Raw genomic sequence first — 15,405 nt, forward strand, 5'->3', positions numbered from 1 at the left:
ACCCAGCCCAAAGCCCAGCTCGCCGCCATCCGCGACCTGCTCCGCACCACCCCCGGCGACTGGACCACCAAACAAATCGCCGCCCAGTTCAAAGGCCGCATCACCCAAAGCAAACTCGCCGCGATCGCCGAAAACCTCGAACGTCTCGAATGGTTCGGTCTCGTCATCCCCGAAACCCGCGACGGCCTTACCTACTGGCATTTTGCTAACACGGCCACAGCCGCGTAGCTCACAATAATGAACAAACCCTACAGAATCTATCTCGACGTTTGCTGCCTGAACCGCCCCTTCGATGATCAGACTCAACTTCGCATCCATCTTGAAACTGAAGCTGTGCTAGCCATTCTCTAGAAATGTGAGGCAAACCAATGGAAACTAATTAATAGTGCTGCTCTAGAATCCGAAATTGCTCAAATCTCGGATTTTGAACAGCTACAGCAGGTACGCATCGCTTTAAAGCTCGCCCGAGTTCGTGTGTTAGATAGCCCTTCCCTGCAAGTAAGAACCACTCAATTAGTTGAGTTCAGATTTTCGTTCTACGATGCTGCTCACATTGCTAATGCCGAAAAAAGTAGAGCAGACGCTTTGCTATCAACTGATGACCGACTTGTAAAACTCGCAAAGCGGCTTGGAAATATCATTACCGTCAAAGTCGAAAATCCTTTGAAATGGCTTACAGAAATCACGCATCCGGAGAACTAACTATGACAACTACCCAGCGAGAAATGATTCAGAAGGGATATCAAGCCCTAGTCGATGCCCTTGGTTCTGTAGATGCCATCCGGTTTATTCAGCACTTTAGTCCTGGCAAAGGTGACTACACACAAGACCGGCACCAGTGGCTCGACCAGATTACCGAAGAAGATTTCTTCACTCAAATCAAGCAAGCCCAAGACGTTAATGCCGATGGAAACTTCGAGAATTACGAAGAAATTATTGAATAGGCAGTATTGGAGAAAGCCACTATGTCAGAGCTAAGCCTCAGCGAAACCCAGCTCAAAGACCTGATGAAAGCCGCTATTTTGGAAATCCTTTAAGAATGGCGAGACTTATTTAAGGTCTAGTTGACTGACAAAAGTTATCCGCCCCTCACCCCCAACCCCTCTCCCAGAGGACGTTCGTGGAGTGTCTCCGAAGGAGAAGGGGAGCCAATTCACTTTTCCGGTTCCCTCTCCCCTCGGGAGAGGCTAGGGAGAGGGCTTTCGAGGATTCTGCTCACAAGTTTTGTCAGTCAATCAGAGAGAATGTTCAGTTCAGATGAGCCAAAAACCGCGTAGGACATTTACAGACGAACAAAAAGCAGAGGCTGTACGCATTGTGGGCCAATCGGGTAAACCGGTCAGCCAGGTTGCACAAGAGATGGGATTGACGGAAAGTGCGCTGCGCAAATGGGTGAAACAAGCCCAGATTGATTGTTCAGGAGCCCCCCAAGGATCTTGGAAATATACCTTCACACATCGATTGAGCTTTGGCTAAGCAGAGCTACCTTAGGAGAAGCCCTTTAAATGTTGGCTACCATAGCCATTGGCAACCGGGTTAGGACGTTCTCTCAAGCAATCTAAGGGTGATGGCTATACGCGGTTTGCTGCCCCAGTGTTGGCCACTGGGGCTCAGGGAAATCCGGCCTTTAGTGAAACGGCATTTCTGAATTTTGACCTTTGAGCAGCAATCAACCGCGATTCCCGCAGGGATACTCGTTCCGAGTCGGTTTCCGAACGCTTCGCGAATCGCCCGGTTATTCCTACACCAGTCCCAGCGGTGCCAGGCCATCCCGACGCTGTCTGTTTTGCGGGGAACAGTCATTGCCGCTCGTCAGTTGTGGATCCTGTGGTCAGATCAAACCCATCGACCGACTGGCGTTGGGGTTTACACTTCGATCGCAGCCCTCCTAGAAACCTGGCTCGCCGCGATTGCCTACCGCTGCGACCTGCGATCGCTTGTTCTGCAAAGCCTTGCCGCCTTGGCCCAGCGGCCCGAAGCAGAACTGACCGCCTGGCTAGCTCATACCAGTGACTACGAGCGGCAACTGTTTTGGCAGCAGCTAGCGTCCCTCTCAGAGGATGCCGATCAGCTCCGAGCCATCCTCACCTGGCTCCCTGACTCCCCAGACCTAGAGCCACAAACCAACCCATTAACGCCCGCTGATTCGTCTACGGTGTTGGCAAGCTTTGCTGCGGTGGCGCGGCTATTTCCGCCGTCTGCGGTGCCGGGGCTATTAGTGCTGCTGCGAGGATAACCGGGGCGAGGCTACGCCGACTTCGTGACGTTCCTCCCATCGCCTGATACCAAATCCTGCCTGAATCTCCCCGGTTTGCAGGGGTATAGCATGCTGTGCCCCTACGGGGTTCCTGATTGTGAGTCGGGGTTCCTCAAATCGGATTTCGTATAAGAGGGTGTTTGATAGAGCAACGATGCCATAGCGCTGTGCTTTCCTCGTTCTGTGAGCCGTCCCCTGCCAGTCGGCTAGATTGCCCCCCGCCAGTCGGCTTTGAGCTTTCGGCCAAACTGTGGGTTAATGGCAAAGGTTAACGACGTCTTGCACCAAGAGAGCAATTTATGACAGAAGCAACCAATCCAAAAGTATTTTTTGACATCACCATTGGCGGTACCCCCGCTGGCCGCATCGTGATGGAGCTGCGGGCCGATGTGGCCCCTAAAACCGCCGAAAACTTCCGCGCGCTCTGCACTGGGGAGAAGGGCATGGGCACCGCGGGCAAGCCCCTGCACTTCAAGGGGTCGAGCTTCCACCGCATTATTACCGAGTTTATGTGCCAGGGGGGCGACTTTACTCGCGGCAACGGCACGGGCGGTGAGTCGATCTACGGCATGAAATTTGCCGACGAAAACTTCACCCTCAAGCACACTACCCCCGGCCTGCTGAGCATGGCCAACGCTGGCCCCAACACCAACGGGTCGCAGTTCTTTTTGACCACCGTGGCGACCCCCTGGCTCGACGGCAAGCACGTGGTCTTTGGCAGCGTGGTCGAAGGCATGGATGTGGTCAGCGCTATGGAACAGGTGGGCAGCCGCAGCGGCCAGACCTCTGAGCCGGTGGTGATCGCCGACTGCGGCGAACTGTAGACCGCAGCAACGGTTTGTCCGATCGCCCCTGGTTAGCCAAGGCCAACCGATGGGCAATCAGGGGGGTTTAATGAATTTGGCCTCAGATCGGCCTCAGATCCCAGGGTTCTATTGTGTTGGCCTTGTCCTATGGCCAAGCGTAGAAGAACCCTGGGATCTGGACTGCCAAGCGTTGTCACTAACCGCCACAATCATGGCAGTCCGGCAGTGTCATTTAACCGATACAGCAGGCTATCTGAAAGTGCTATAGGCTAATGACATTGATGGCACTTGCCAGGGCAGAGAGGAGTATAGGCCATGTTAACTGACTTGCAGCAGCGCAAATTGACCAAGCTCTTTAGCATGTACGACTCTGACTACACCGGGGTGTTGGTCAAAAAAGACTTTGAGCTGATGTTTAAAAAGCTGTCTACCCTGCGCAACTGGTCGCTGCGATCGCCCCGCTGCCTGGTGCTGCAAGACAAGCTCATGCGCAAGTGGCAGGGGCTAGAGAAAAAAGCCGACACCGTCCACAACAAACAGGTCTGCCGCGCCGAATGGCTGGCCTACTACGATGATGGGTTAACTGATACTGGGCCGCACGCCGATGAAATTCTCGGCCTGATGGAGCTGATCTTCGATGTCTTTGACCAGGATGAAGATGGCAAAGTCAACCAGGCCGAATGGGGGCAACTGCTGGCCGCCTTTAACGAGTCGCCGGTCTACGCGCCCCTGGTGTTTCCACCGCTCGATGCCGACCAGGATGGCTGGCTGACCAAAGCTGAGTTTGTGCGGCACTTTAGCGCCTTTTGCTGTAGCGACGAGGCCGACAACCCCGCCAACGGCATGTTTGGGCCGTATTGAATGCTCCCTGCCGCAGAAACCGGGTTTCTTCTGCGGGTAGGCCAAGCGATCATAGATCCCAGGGTTCTGTTGTTCTGGCATAGATTCGGTGGCAAGGCGCAGAAGAACCCTGGGATCTTTTCTCCGGGGATCTCTCCTGCCATCAAGCAATCTGCCTGTCGCAGAAACCGGGTTTCTACCGTGGGTAGGCGAAGAACCGATGGCATTGCCTCAGAAACCCGGTTTCTAAACCTGGTTTTTTGGCGAAAGATTACCGAAATTTGAGTTGAGCGCTTACAGTGTTTACGTTAAGCGAGTTGCTACGGTTAAATTTCTCAACCTGGCCATTAGGTCACGAGACGAGGACATGTTCTGAGGCTTTGTCAAACAGGTGAAAGCGGTTCATATCGAAGCTGACCGACACCGACTCCCCCGGCGTAAAGCGCGATCGCGGGTCAACCCGGGCCAAAAACTCATGGCCGTCGCCCAGGGCAAAATAGACAATCTCTTCGTGGCCCATCATCTCGACCACCGACACCGTGGCCTCAATCGCCACCGGGTTAATGCCCGGTGGCGCAAACTCGGGGTTGTAGATATTCTCGGGGCGAATGCCAAAGATCAGCGGCGTGCCAAGTAGAGATTGGTAGCGCGATCGCACCTCTTCCGGCACCGGCAGCTGTAGCGCCCCGGCGTCGATCACCATCTGTTCCCCCGTCTGGGTCAGGGTGGCCTCAAAAAAGTTCATCGCCGGGCTGCCCATAAACCCGGCCACAAACATATTGTTGGGGTGCTCGTAGAGGTTTTGGGGCGTATCTACCTGCTGCAAAATGCCCTGGTTCATCACCGCGATGCGGCTGCCCATGGTCATGGCTTCGACCTGGTCGTGGGTGACGTAGATAAAGGTGGTGCCCAGCTTTTTGTGCAGCTTGGTGAGTTCGGCCCGGGCCTGCACCCGCAGCTTGGCATCCAGGTTCGACAGCGGCTCATCCATCAAAAACGCCGACGGGTCGCGGACGATCGCCCGGCCCACCGCCACCCGCTGGCGCTGCCCGCCCGAGAGCTGCTTGGGTTTGCGATCGAGCAGCTCTTCGATGCCCAGCTGGGCTGCCGCCGCCTGCACCCGCTGCTGAATCTCAGGCTTGGCGGTGCCCTGGAGCTGGAGGCCAAAGGCCATGTTCTCAAATACGCTCATGTGGGGGTACAGCGCGTAGGACTGAAACACCATGGCGATGTCGCGCTCGCGGGGCGATTTTTCATTGACCCGCTGGCCGTCGATGTAGAGACTGCCGCGAGAGATAGATTCTAACCCCGCCAGCATGCGCAACGAGGTGGTTTTGCCGCAGCCCGAGGGGCCGACCAGCACCAAAAACTCGTCGTCGCCAATCTCCAGGTTGAGGTCTTTGACGGCGACAAAGCCGTTGTCGTACTGCTTGGTGACCTGCTCAAATACGATATGCGCCATTATCCCTTTACCGAACCTGCCAACAATCCGCGAACGAAATACCGCTGCAGGGCGAAGAACACCAGCAGCGGCACAATCATCGAAATAAACGCCCCGGCGGTGAGCAGGTGCCAGTCCTGGCCGCGATCGCCCACCAGATTCCGCAGCACCAGGGTGACCGGGGCCACGTTCTGGTTGCCACCCAGGTACACCAGCGCCACCAGCAGGTCATTCCACACCCAGAGGAACTGAAACACCGCAAAGGAGGCGATCGCCGGGGTCGAGAGCGGCACCACAATGCGGGTAAAAATCTTCAGGTGCGAGGCTCCATCCACCGCCGCCGCTTCGATCAGGTCGCGGGGTAGGGTGCCAATGTAGTTGCGCAGCAGGTAAATGCCCAGGGGCAGGCCGTAGCCCGTGTGGGCCAGCCACACCGCCAGAAAGGTGCCCGCCAGGCCCAGGCTGTTGTAGGCCCGCAGCACCGGAATCAGCGTCATTTGCAGGGGCACCACCAGCAGCCCCACAATCATCACAAACAGCAGCTGCCGCCCCGGAAACGCCATCCAGGCCAGGGCGTAGGCGGCAAAGGTGGCGATCGCAATCGGCATCACCGTCGACGGAATGGTGATGATCAGGCTGTTGAGAAAGGCCTGGCCCATGCCCTCGCTGGTCAACACATCGCTGTAGTTGCCCAGGTGAAACTGGCCCAGATCCAGCGGCGGCGTCAGCACAGTCCACCAGCCGCTCTGCAATAGGGCGTCGGGCTGGCGAAAGGAGCTGATCAGCAACCCCGCCGTGGGCAGGGTCCAGAGCAGGGCGATCGCCACCACGACCATATGCACCGGGGCGGTGGTCAGCAGGGTCTCTAGCCGACTCACCAGGGTGGGCTTTTGCTGCGATCGCGGCTGGGGTAGTGGCGTCATCGGTTGGCCTCCTGCTGCTGAAAGCGGCGAATATTCGTCACCATCACCGGAATCACCGCCAGCAGCAGCACCACCGCAATGGCGCTGCCCCGGCCAAAGTTGCGAAAGTTAAACATCTCCTTGATCATGCGACTGGCGATCACGTCGGTGTCGAGGTTGCCCCCGGTCATTACAAACACGATATCGAACACCTTCAGCACCAGCACGATGATGGTGGTGCTGACCACCACGATAGTGGAGCTAATCATGGGAATGGTAATTCGCCAGAAGATCTGAAACTCACTGGCCCCGTCGATCCGCGCCGCCTCGATCACATCCTTGGGAATGCCCTTCACCGCCGACGACAGCAGCACCATGGCAAAGCCCGTCTGCAGCCAGATCATGATCGCAATTAGGGCGAAGTTGTTGACGCTTTTGTTCACCAGCCAGCCGATGGGTTCATAGCCCAGGGCCACCGCGATCGCATTCAGCAGGCCAATCTGGTCGGTACCCGGCGGCTGGTAGGCATACATAAACCGCCAGATCACGCTGGCCCCCACAAAGGAGATCGCCATGGGCAAAAAGATCAGCGCCTTGGCCAGGGGCTCGTACTTCACCCGGTCGACCAGCACCGCAATCACCAGCCCCAGGCCGACGCTCACCCCGGTCACCAGCACCAGCCACAGCACATTGTTGCGAAAGGCAATCAGCATGTCGGCGTTGGTGAAGGCAAAGATGTAGTTGTCGAGCCCCACCCAGCCCTGGGAGCGCCGGTCCATGAAGCTGAGCAGGATGGTGCGCAGGGTGGGCAACACCAAAAACGCCCCCAGCATCACCAGGGCGGGCACCATGTAGACCCAGGGCAAAATCTGCGATCGGGGCCGGGGCGGCAGCCGATTGACCACCAGGTTGGCGACATAAAACAGGGCGATAATGCCGCCGGAGCCCACAATAATGGCGGCGATCGCCCCCAACAGCCGCATGATATTCGAGGCATCTTGCATAGCACTACAGTCGCAACGGGTCTCTATTCGATCCAGCGGGCTATCGACTTAACGCCAGCATCAATTCTGAGTCAGCATTCAGTCTCTATTTGAGGGTTGACCCCTGACTGCCGACTCCTGGCTACTGCTCGGGCCAGCTCGACTCAATATCGGCCAGCACGCTTTCCACATCCTCGCCTCCAACATAGTCCACAATGCCGCTCCAGAAGGTGCCGGTGCCCACGACCCCAGGCATCATATCCGACCCGTCAAACCGCACAATCTCGGCATTGGCCAAAATCTCCGCCTGCTGACGCGACACCTCATCGGGGTAGATATCCAGCCCCACATCCTGATGCGGCGAAATAAAGCCCCCCAGCGCTACCCAAACTTCGTGCCCCTCGGGGGTGGTCAAATATTCCATCAGGGCCTGGGCCTCGGGTGTGTCGTTAAACATGCCAAAGACATCTCCCGCCACCAGCACAGGGGTGCCAAATTCTGGCTCTATCCCCGGTAGCGGAAACACCGCCACGGTTTCCCCCGGTACCACATCTTCAGGCAAGAAGCTGGCAATAAAGTTGGCCTGGCGGTGCAGATAGCAGCGGGGCGTCTCCCCAAACAGACCCTGAATCGAATCGCCAAAGGGGGTGCTAATCGCCCCCACCGTACCGCCCGAAATATAGTCGGGGTTGAGCACGATGTCGCCAAACCGCTCAAAGGCGGTCTGCACCGGGGCGGCATTGAAGGGAATGTCGTGGCTAATCCACTGGTCGTAGACCGCCGGGCCAGCGGTGCGCAGCATGATGTCTTCGACCCAGTCGGTGCCCACCCAGCCGGTGGCATCGCCGCTCTCCATGCCCAGGCACCAGGGGGTTTCGCCTTCAGCCACGATGGCATCGCTGAGGGCGATCATCTCTGCCCAGGTGGTGGGCACGGTGTAGCCCTTGGCCTCAAAAGCCTGGGGGTTGTACCACACCAGGCTTTTGACCGAGGCTCGAAACCACACGCCGTACAGTTCGCCGTCAATGGTCGCCAGGGTGAGCCAGTCATCCGAAAAGGCGGCTTCGAGATCGGCGCGATCTAAAAAGGTGGTGATGGGAATCAGCTGCCCCGCCTCGGCAAAGTCGGTCATCAGACCGGGTTGGGGAAACATGGCGATGTCGGGGGCATCGCCCGACTCTACCCGCACGGGCAGCAGGGTGGCGAAGGCGTCGGTGCCCTCATAGGCCACCTCAATGCCGGTGGCCGCTTCAAAGGGGGCGAGGGCGGCTTCGAGTTTTTCCTGCTGTTCGCCGACGACAACGCCCAAGATGCTGACGGTACCGCTAGCCTCGCCTTCGGTCGTCTGCTGGCCACCATCACAGGCTGCCAAAAAGGACACGCTGAGTCCTAGACAGCAGAGCTGACTCAGATATCGTTTTAGCACTGTACTGTTCATCTTTAAAAATTAAGAAGGGTCTCTGAAGATCGTTTTCGCCCCTTCACCATAGGCCGAGATGGGGTCTAGGGCAAAAATTGGCCAGCTCGCTTAAACGTCCAACAGCCGCATCGGCCCAAGGAGATAGTCTTTGGGCCAGCAGCCAGGAGCTGCCCCCTGCTCTCACCACCCCCGTGAAGCCTCGATGAAATCTCGGACTGGGGCGATCGCAGCCTCCGTGACATTACCTATGCTGACTGATAAGACCGTCTGTATGTTCATGTTGCTGGGCGCGCGATCGCCATTGAAATCTGACACCTGAGCCTGAGGTGACTAACCCCATGAAATTAGCGGTGCCCATAGCCTTGATCACAGCAGGAGCGTTAGGTCTCTTCCTGGCAGACCTGGTGACGCCCGTGGCAGACGCAGCAGTTGTCTTCCCAGAGGACGCCGGTATCCTCAACGTCCAAGACTTTGGCGCCATTCCCAACGACGATCGCGATGACACCGCCGCCATTCAGGCGGCCCTCGATGCCTATCCCAATGGCATGCGGATTATCTATCTGCCCAATGGCACCTATCGCGTTTCCGATACCTTGACCTGGCCCGCAGGCCCGCCCAATACCGGCCAGGACTATAAGAACACCATTTTGCAGGGGCAGAGCGAAGACGGCGTCATTCTTCAGCTACCCGATCGTGCCGCTGGGTTTAACGACCCCGAGAGTGAGAAGGCCGTCATTTTTACCGGGCCTGCCCCGGCCCAGCGCTTTGGCAACTCGATTCGCAACCTGACGGTAGATACCGGAGTCGGCAATGGGGGGGCGATCGGCATTCAGTTTAATGCCAGTAACCAGGGTTCAATGCGCCATGTGACTGTGCGATCGGGCGATGGCCAGGGGGTCGCCGGGCTCGACTTTGAATTTGCCGATGAAGTCGGCCCCCTGTTGGTTAAAGATGTCACCGTTGACGGCTTCAAACACGGCATTCAAACGGGCTATACCGTCAATAGCCAGACCTTTGAGAATGTTACGCTGCGAAACCAGACGGTCTACGGCTTTTTTAATTTCAGCCAGATCGTTAACATTCGCAACTTGACCAGCACCAATGCGGTGCCTGCTATTCACAACGCCTTTGGCCACGAGCAGTACAATCCCAACGCATTGGGTCATATGACCCTAGTCAACGCGTCTCTCAACGGCGTGGGCGCTGCTGCTGGTGAGCCAGCCATCATCAATGAAGGCACGCTGCTGGCCAGGAATATTACGACCACAGGCTATGAGTCTGCGATCGCCAGTGATGCCACTACCGTCGCCGGGCCAACGGTAACGGAGTTTGTATCAAACCCGGTTTCGAGCCTGTTTACCTCACCGACTCACACCCTAGGGTTACCCGTCGAGGAAACGCCCGATGTGCCCTGGGATGATTTAGAAGACTGGGCCAGTGTTGGGGCATTTGGCGCTATACCCAACGATGGCATTGATGATTCAGCTGCCTTTCAGGCGGCAATCGACTCGGGTAAGACAACGGTGTACCTGCCCGTTGGCCATTACGATCTGAGCGATACCGTGTTGGTGCGGAATCATGTTCGCCGCATTATTGGCACAGAAGCCTTTGTGAAGGTTCCAAATACGGTCAATCCAGGCTTCAAAATTGAGGAGGGGAGCCACCCAGAGGTAATATTTGAGCGTATGCGATCGTGGTATGAAGATACGCCCACGATCGAAAATGCGTCCTCTCGCACCCTAGTCCTTCGAGACACCACAGATGTCTCGTTGAACCTGACGGGAACGGGCGATCTTTTTCTAGAAAATGTGGCCACCAGTTACTTGAGCATCAATGGTCAGAATGTTTGGGCCCGTCAGCTAAATGTTGAAAACTACGGCACTAAGATTTTCAATAATGGCGGTCAACTCTGGATTCTAGGGCTCAAGACAGAGCGAGGCGGAACCATCATTGAGACCCAAGCTGGTGGGGTGACAGAATTATTGGGTGGCTTAGCCTACACGACGACCCCTGCCCCAGATGGCACCCAAGACTATCCCTTATTTGTCAACAATGAGTCTTTTGTTTCCCTCAGCTTTGCCGAGGTCAACTATGGCGCACCGACCTATAGAACCTACATTAGAGAAACCCGAGACGGTGTTACTCGTAACCTGGCGGGGAGTGACCTGCCCGACTACTGGGGGATGGGCAAAAATATTCCCCTCTACGTAGGCTATTCAGACAATCACGATGGGTGATCGGCGCTGGCAGAGGGTTGCAGGGATTGTAGAACGGGGGCACCGGGTAGCCTCGGGCACTGCCTTAGAGAGCCCCTATCCCCAGGGGACGATCGCCATGCAAACCCCTTGCTTTAAAGCCCTTGGCCTAGACCTGACGGGTTACGTGCAAGGCACGTTAAATATTTCCATTAGCCCCCAGGTCTTTCAGCTCACCCAGCCTGAATTTACCTTTCGAGCCGTCCACTGGACCGATAGACATCCGCCCGAAGATTTCTCCTTCTCCCGCTGTCGCCTTTTATTTCAAGGGGTTGGCTACGACGGCTTAGTCTACTATCCCCATCCAGAGACAAAGCAGCGCAATTTTCAAGCACCTGCCGTGGTTGAGATTCTGGCCCCCCACATACCGGGCATTCAGTATGGATGCCGCGTCGAGATCGAATACAACCCGCTAGAAATCACGGTGCACTAAGTAAGTGCGACTTTATCCAATCAGAGCGGAGGGTGGGCAGTGCCCGCCTATAGGCTAAGGGACTCCGGCCACAACCACCAGGGAGTGAACGCCCTGGCTCACGACGAAAGTCTGCTTTAGCAGACTGGGGTAACCAGCCCTTAATCCTCTCTGTGGTTCCCCTCCGATGGACTGATAGAGCGGTGTGCAAGTGAAACAAGTACACTCTGTTCCCTGTCACCTACTCCCTGTTCCCTTTGGACTGTACTTAAGCAACATGAATAAGGCTGTAGAACTGGTCAGCAGAATCCTCGAAAGCCCTCACCCTAGCGGTCTCTCGCGGGGAGAGGAAACCGGAAACATAGCGCCTAAACCGGCATGACAGTCTCTTAGTAGCCGCTGCGTCGCTGGGAGCCTATGATAAATGCTGTCAAACCCTAGAACCTTAACTACCATGGCGGCCCAAGCAAAGATTGGCATCATCGGCGGCAGCGGCCTCTACCAGATGGAAGCCCTCACGGATATCGAAGAAGTTCGCATCGACACGCCCTTTGGCAGCCCCTCCGATGCCATCATTCTCGGCACTCTCGATGGCACTCGGGTGGCCTTTTTGGCCCGGCACGGGCGCGGCCACACGCTCATGCCCACCGAACTCCCCTTTCGCGCCAATATCTACGCCATGAAAACCCTCGGCGTGGAATATCTGATCTCCGCTTCCGCCGTGGGGTCGCTGCAAGCGGCGGCTAAGCCGCTCGATATGGTGGTGCCAGACCAATTTATCGATCGCACCCGCAACCGCATTTCCACTTTCTTTGGCGCCGGCCTGGTAGGCCACATTGCCTTTGGCGACCCGGTGTGTACCGCCCTGGCCGGGATCCTGGCCGATGCGGTCGAAAGCCTCAATTTAGCAGGCGTAGCGCTGCACCGGGGCGGCACCTACGTGTGTATGGAAGGGCCCGCGTTTTCGACCAAAGCTGAAAGCAATCTGTACCGCAGCTGGGGCGCGACGATTATTGGCATGACCAACCTGCCCGAGGCTAAGCTGGCCCGCGAGGCCGAGATCGCCTATGCCACGCTGGCCCTCGTCACCGACTACGACTGCTGGCACCCCGACCACGACAGTGTCACCGTCGAAATGGTGATTGGCAATCTGCAAAAGAATGCCGTCAATGCTCAGCGGGTGATTCGGGAGGTGGTCAACCGGGTGGCCGCCCATCCACCCGAGTCAGAGGCCCACTCAGCGCTGAAGTACGCCATTATTACGCCGCTCGACCAGGCCCCAGCAGCTACCCTCGATCGGCTCAGCCTGCTGCTGAAGAAGTATCTGCCTGAGTGAGTCATGGCTATAGTTCGATCGTCATGACGCCTAGCTGGGGGCAGGGGTTCTGCCCGTGGCGACAATGCGAAAGCCCACCTGGTTGCTGCGGGTGTCTGCCCGCAGGCCCTGGCGATAGGCCGAGCGGCACTGCTCTGCTGGGCTTTGCCAAGAGCCCCCCCGCACCACCTGCCAGGTGGCTGAACGGCGGGCATCGCCAATAGGTGAACACCACTCCAGCACATTGCCGTGCATATCGTAGAGGCCAAAATCGTTGGCGTTGCCAAAGCTGCCCACTGCCGTGGTGGTGCCGCGAAACAGGCCCACAGGCTCTTGGCGATAGGGCTGGCTGCCGTTGTAGTTAGCCAGGCCGGTGGTCAGGGTTAGGCCGGTGTGGAAGGGGGTCGTGGTTTTGGCACGACAGGCGTATTCCCACTCGGCCTCGGTGGGCAGGCGCAGGTTGGATAGCGGCGGTTGAGTCGCAATGCCTTGGCCAGCGCGATGTTCAATCAAACGGCTGAGGCGATCGCACCATTCCATCGCCTCTGGCCACGAAACCTGCTCGACCGGGTGATCGTCGCCCTTAACCTGAGCGGGGGTAGGGGATAGGTCGAGGTTAGCGGTGGGCAGCATGGCCACCGCCTGCCACTGGGCCTGGGTGATGGGGTAGATACTCATCCAAAACGACTCGACGGTAGCAATGGTTTGGACCGGGTGCGAGGGGTCGTAGCCCGGTTCGGTCGGCGGCGCTCCAAACACAAACTGCCCGCCTGCGATCGCTACTAGCGGCAGTATCACCGGGCCATGGGGGCCATCCAGCATCAGTTCTTGATAGGCAGAGGTGGCGAATTTGACCTGGGCCACTTTGACCCCAAACTCATTCACATTCACCGATTCGTAGGTATAGGGCCCTGGTGGCTCGGTAGCTGCGGAACTGGAAGGGGCGTCGGTGGCCCAAGAGGCACTGGAGCTGTCCAGCTGATCCACCGCCTGCTGAACGCGCTTGGGCAGGGTCGATAAGTCGGACACCGTAGCAGGAATATCAACGGTGGCTAGCGCCTGGAGCGCCGGTTCGCGATAGCGCATGGCTACCGCCGAACCACCCCCCAATACCCCTAGACCCATGAGCCGTAGCCAGCGGCGGCGGCTCAATGTTGGGGTCTGGGCCGGTTGATTGGCCTTGGCCAGGGCTGCCACCAACTCATCAATCAGGTTAGCGGCAGGTTTGGCGACGGCCGTGCTAGCGCCACCGACGACCAGACTGCTAAAGACTTCTTCCACACGGTGGATCAGTCGATCCAGATCGCGGTGAAAGTCGGGGTCGCAGCGCACGGGGGCACTTTGGCGATAGGCCAGGGCTTTGAGGCTGTCTGGCAGCTCCGTTTCGTTGGGCAGCATAGCATCGCCCACCAAGACGGGAATGACAAGGCGATCGCGCTTGAGTGCCGTCTCAATTTCTACCCGTACCCAGTCGGAAGGGTTGGCTAGTTTTAGTCGCCCGCGATTATCGGTGGCCTCCAGCCAGTTGGGGTCGATAATGGCCAGCAGCACTGGGCAGTAGCTCACGGCCTGCTCCAGGTGGTGGCGAAAGTTGACCCCAAACGGAATTGAGTCGACGTCTTTGAAGACACTGGCCTCGCCAAAGTGAGCCGCTAATCGGTCGTAGATGCGCCCGGTAATATCAGTACTGTTGCTGCGACGGTAAGAGATAAAAATAGCCTTAGCGTTGTTCATAGAGATCAGCTACCGCAATGTAGATTGCACACCTGATAGCTATGATGGTCGCGGCTCGCTGAATGATTCCGAGTTCCGGATCGTTATTTGATTCCTCACACGGCTACCCCTAGAATATGAAATTTTTACGGAGGTATAAGGGGTCTCACCCCTAATGAAATGGGCCGAACTAAGAAGCCTTGGTGGCCGCACAGACAGCAGAGCTCGGGGCAATGGCAATGGGAATGGGAATTTATAACTATTGGTTATGGACTCTGATGGAAAAGGATTTTACTACCGAAGGAGCTAGGATAGCGAAGGGTCAATTCATAGCCTTCATCACGGCGGTGATAGATGCATCTAGTCCGGCTCAATCGAGGTTGGGTCGGGAGGTTTTGGATCTGGCTTAGGGTTTCTGGGTAGTTTCCCTGCTGAGACGCATAGCTTTCAATCAGCGGGATAACACTTTCACAGTAGGCCATTGCCGATCTCTCGTCGGAGTTCAAAATTTTTGATCCTACAGAGTAGTTAACAATGCCATTGACCACTAAAAAAAGAGCTATTCCACCATGACGACGAAGATGTTTTAGGGTGGTTGGCGATCGCTTCATTGCCCACCCAATAACGAGCAACAAAATAATACAGGCCTCGATCAGCAAGCCAATACCCAGTAGGGGAATTAAAAGAAGATATAAAATAACACCGGATCTGACAAATATTGCCGTTAGATATCCGATCACGGCTGGCAGTACTATAGTCCAGAAGAAATAAATTTTTCGAGGTGTTCGCCATGCCGGTGGCAAGAGATTTTCTACCATTGATTCTGCCTCTACTAGATTACGTAATTTCAGGTCTTTTTCGTTGCGATCGCACAGTCAAGATTTTCAGGCTAGGCACCTTTAACCGTAAGGTAAATTCACCTAACTGTCGGTCTTCTTAACGGGTGACAACGTACCTAAAGAGCTTGCTGCATCAGGGATAGAGCATAGAGACCACGCTGAAAATAGCGATGTTTATGGGGTTTGAGCGCTATCAGTTGGAGTGCCCAGTCGGTCCATAAC

15 protein-coding genes are annotated in these 15,405 nt (G+C 56.6%); 9 read left to right on the plus strand and 6 right to left on the minus strand.

What is annotated here, in order from left to right:
* From IQ254_RS23550 to IQ254_RS23575, 6 genes are all read left to right on the plus strand, one after another.
* A partial coding sequence (locus IQ254_RS23550; RefSeq protein WP_193968596.1) for a hypothetical protein occupies positions 1-228 on the plus strand: 228 nt, incomplete at its 5' end.
* 476 nt (positions 229-704) lie between these two features.
* Positions 705-944, plus strand: coding sequence for a hypothetical protein (locus tag IQ254_RS23555; protein WP_193968597.1), 240 nt, complete (start codon positions 705-707; stop codon positions 942-944).
* A gap of 313 nt (positions 945-1,257) precedes the next feature.
* Positions 1,258-1,476 (plus strand): transposase, encoded by a 219-nt coding sequence (locus IQ254_RS33870; protein WP_193968598.1) that lies wholly within the window; start codon positions 1,258-1,260, stop codon positions 1,474-1,476.
* Between the two features lie 175 nt (positions 1,477-1,651).
* Positions 1,652-2,236: a hypothetical protein gene (locus tag IQ254_RS23565; RefSeq protein ID WP_193968599.1), complete on the plus strand. Its 585-nt coding sequence runs from the start codon at positions 1,652-1,654 to the stop codon at positions 2,234-2,236.
* 320 nt (positions 2,237-2,556) lie between these two features.
* Complete coding sequence (locus IQ254_RS23570) at positions 2,557-3,081, plus strand: peptidylprolyl isomerase (RefSeq protein ID WP_193968600.1); 525 nt, start codon at positions 2,557-2,559, stop codon at positions 3,079-3,081.
* Between the two features lie 297 nt (positions 3,082-3,378).
* Positions 3,379-3,924, plus strand: coding sequence for an EF-hand domain-containing protein (locus tag IQ254_RS23575; protein ID WP_193968601.1), 546 nt, complete (start codon positions 3,379-3,381; stop codon positions 3,922-3,924).
* Positions 3,925-4,255: 331 nt separating this feature from the next.
* Here the strand turns inward: IQ254_RS23575 and IQ254_RS23580 are convergent, their stop codons facing one another.
* The 4 genes from IQ254_RS23580 to IQ254_RS23595 form a co-directional block, all read right to left on the minus strand.
* On the minus strand, positions 4,256-5,365 hold the full coding sequence (locus IQ254_RS23580; protein WP_193968602.1) for an ABC transporter ATP-binding protein: 1,110 nt from the start codon (positions 5,363-5,365) through the stop codon (positions 4,256-4,258).
* Positions 5,365-6,180 (minus strand): carbohydrate ABC transporter permease, encoded by an 816-nt coding sequence (locus IQ254_RS23585; RefSeq protein ID WP_278000361.1) that lies wholly within the window; start codon positions 6,178-6,180, stop codon positions 5,365-5,367. The genes IQ254_RS23580 and IQ254_RS23585 overlap by 1 nt, the downstream gene beginning before the upstream one ends.
* Before the next feature lie 83 nt (positions 6,181-6,263).
* Positions 6,264-7,250: a carbohydrate ABC transporter permease gene (locus IQ254_RS23590; protein ID WP_193968604.1), complete on the minus strand. Its 987-nt coding sequence runs from the start codon at positions 7,248-7,250 to the stop codon at positions 6,264-6,266.
* A gap of 121 nt (positions 7,251-7,371) precedes the next feature.
* Positions 7,372-8,610 carry an ABC transporter substrate-binding protein gene (locus tag IQ254_RS23595; RefSeq protein WP_313887545.1) on the minus strand — a complete coding sequence of 413 codons (1,239 nt, stop codon included), beginning with the start codon at positions 8,608-8,610 and terminating at the stop codon, positions 7,372-7,374.
* Positions 8,611-8,987: 377 nt separating this feature from the next.
* Between IQ254_RS23595 and IQ254_RS23600 the strand changes: the two genes are divergently transcribed.
* The 3 genes from IQ254_RS23600 to IQ254_RS23610 all read left to right on the plus strand — a co-directional run bounded on the left by IQ254_RS23600 (position 8,988) and on the right by IQ254_RS23610 (position 12,652).
* Positions 8,988-10,886, plus strand: coding sequence for a glycosyl hydrolase family 28-related protein (locus tag IQ254_RS23600; RefSeq protein ID WP_193968606.1), 1,899 nt, complete (start codon positions 8,988-8,990; stop codon positions 10,884-10,886).
* Complete coding sequence (locus tag IQ254_RS23605; RefSeq protein ID WP_193968607.1) at positions 10,879-11,337, plus strand: hypothetical protein; 459 nt, start codon at positions 10,879-10,881, stop codon at positions 11,335-11,337. The genes IQ254_RS23600 and IQ254_RS23605 overlap by 8 nt, the downstream gene beginning before the upstream one ends.
* Positions 11,338-11,770: 433 nt before the next feature.
* A complete protein-coding gene (locus tag IQ254_RS23610) occupies positions 11,771-12,652 on the plus strand; it encodes an S-methyl-5'-thioadenosine phosphorylase (protein ID WP_193968608.1) in 882 nt (293 codons plus the stop codon).
* A 30-nt stretch (positions 12,653-12,682) separates the two neighbouring features.
* On the opposite strand, the gene IQ254_RS23615 is transcribed toward IQ254_RS23610, so the two are convergent.
* Complete coding sequence (locus IQ254_RS23615) at positions 12,683-14,365, minus strand: SUMF1/EgtB/PvdO family nonheme iron enzyme (protein WP_193968609.1); 1,683 nt, start codon at positions 14,363-14,365, stop codon at positions 12,683-12,685.
* 245 nt (positions 14,366-14,610) lie between these two features.
* Positions 14,611-15,162 (minus strand): hypothetical protein, encoded by a 552-nt coding sequence (locus IQ254_RS23620; RefSeq protein WP_193968610.1) that lies wholly within the window; start codon positions 15,160-15,162, stop codon positions 14,611-14,613.
* Positions 15,163-15,405 lie beyond the last annotated feature (243 nt).

The sequence above is a fragment of the Nodosilinea sp. LEGE 07088 genome, from assembly GCF_015207395.1.
Taxonomy (GTDB): Bacteria; Cyanobacteriota; Cyanobacteriia; order Phormidesmidales; family Phormidesmidaceae; genus Nodosilinea.